The organism is Protofrankia sp. CiP3 (assembly GCF_917627345.1).
Classification (GTDB): domain Bacteria; phylum Actinomycetota; class Actinomycetes; order Frankiales; family Frankiaceae; genus Protofrankia.
In genome coordinates, this window is sequence record NZ_CAKJTM010000222.1 from 1 (window position 1) to 2,090 (window position 2,090).

Below are 2,090 nucleotides of genomic sequence, written 5' to 3' on the forward strand. Positions count from 1 at the left end.
CGGGACCACACCCGGCATAACGAACGGGCCTCCGTCTGTCCGGTAGCCGCGCTGTCCTGTCTGTCGAGAGGCCTGATCGACAGACAGGAGGGATCATGGACTCGTATAGGTCCGACCGACGGAGACGGATCCAGGTGGACGGTCCGCTCGCGCCGTTCGCGGCCGGTGTGCGCCAGGAGTTGCTCGGTCTCGGCTATGCCGAGGACACGGTGTGCGAGCACATGCACCTGCTCGCGGACCTGAGCGGATGGCTGGCGGGCCGGCAACTGGCCACCGCCGGTCTGACGTCTGCGGCCATCGAGGGGTTCCTGCGGACCCGGCGGGCGGAGGGGCGCCGCACAGGGTTGACCATTGCGGCGGTCGCGCCGATGCTGACCTACCTGCGGGCGGTGGGCGCCGCTCCGCCAGCGGCGGCACCGGCCCCGCCGACGCCGTTGGAGGTCCTGCTCGCCGACTACCGCGACTACCTGGAAGGTGAACGGGCACTCGCGGAATCCTCGGTGTCCCAGTACCTGCGGTGCGCCCGCGGGTTCCTGACCTGGTTACCGGACCCGGCGGGCCCCGGCCTCGCGGACCTGTCCGCCGGCCAGGTCATCAACTACGTCCGGACATGGGCCGCGCGCCGGCAGAGCGCCCCGACGGACATGGTGACCCTGCCCGCGCTGCGGTCGCTGCTGCGTTTCTTGCACCTGACCGGGACGGTCACGCTGCCGCTGGCGGGGGCAGTCCCCGCCAGCCGCGGACGGCCCGTGCGCGGGCTCCCTCGCGCCGCAAACGGTGACGACGTGCGCACGGTGCTCGCGCGCTGCGATCGCGACAGCGCGTCGGGCCGCAGGGAGTTCGCCATCCTGCTGATGTTGGCACGGCTCGCGGTGCGCGGCGGCGAGATCGCCCGGCTGCGGCTCGAGGACATCGGATGGCGGTCCGGCGAGGTCACGATCCGGGGCAAGGGCGGGCGGGTCGACACGCTGCCGCTTCCCGCCGACGCCGGCGAGGCGATGGCCGACTACCTGCTGCACGCCCGTCCTGCCAGCAGCGCGGCGACGCTGTTCCTGACGCTCTACGCGCCGTTTCGGCCGTTGACGGTCAGCGGCGTGACCCAGCTGGTCAAGGCTGCCTGCCAACGCGCAGGTGTGGCCGGGTTCTCGCCCCACCGCGTCCGGCACGCCGTCGCCTGCGACCTGCTCGCGGCAGGCGCGTCGATGGAGGAGATCGGACAGCTGCTCCGGCACGCTGACCAGCGCACGACGGCGCTGTATGCCCGTCTGGACGACGCGCGGCTCACCGAACTGGCCCGGCCCTGCCCGCAGGGAGCACCGCTATGACCACGACGATGCGGGCACGTGTGGAGGAGTACGTGGCGATGCGCCGCTCCTTGGGCTACCGCCTGGTCGCCGACGCCCGCATGCTCCACGACTTCGCTACCTGGCTCGAGGGCACCAGCCAGACCACTGTCACCGTCACCGGGGCACTGGCCTGGGCGAACCTGCCGGCAGAGGCGTCCGCGGACACACGCAGCCGCAGGCTCACCATGGTGCGCGGCTTCGCACGTTACCTGGCCGCCTACGACCCGGCCTGCGAGGTCCCGCCCCTGAAGCTACTGCCATCGCGGCGGCACCGGCCGGAGCCATACATCTACTCGCCCAAGGAGATCGCCGCATTGGTGCATGCGGCCGGCACGCTCGCCGCACCCCTGCAGGCCGCGACCATGCAGGCCGTGGTCAGCCTGCTCGCCGTGACCGGCCTAAGAATCGGCGAAGCCGTCGGTCTGGACCGTGACGACGTGCACCTCGACCGCGGCCAGCTCACCGTGCTCGGCAAGAACGGCCTGATCCGGCGCGTGCCGCTGCATCCCACGACCGTGGCGATGCTGAGCAGCTACGCCGCACGCCGCGACCGGCACTGCCCGACCGCCGCGTCGTCACCGGCGTTCTTCGTCACCACAACCGGTCACCGGGTAAACCAGCACGCGCTGCAGTCCGCGTTCGGTCGGCTGGTCGCGCTCGCCGGCATCAGCACGCCGGGGCGGCGCCGACCGAGGCTTCACGATCTCAGGCATACCCTGGCGGTCACCACCCTGGTCGGCTGGT

General features: G+C 71.9%; 2 protein-coding genes. Both read left to right on the forward strand.

Going from position 1 to position 2,090, the window contains the following annotated elements; all coding sequences use genetic code 11:
* Positions 1–134: 134 nt before the first annotated feature.
* Positions 135–1,325, forward strand: a complete 1,191-nt coding sequence (locus MJ797_RS26565; RefSeq protein WP_239342459.1) for a tyrosine-type recombinase/integrase — start codon at positions 135–137, stop codon at positions 1,323–1,325.
* Positions 1,322–2,090 (forward strand): tyrosine-type recombinase/integrase (locus tag MJ797_RS26570; RefSeq protein ID WP_239342462.1); only part of this gene is annotated, 769 nt, incomplete at its 3' end. The genes MJ797_RS26565 and MJ797_RS26570, both read left to right, overlap by 4 nt.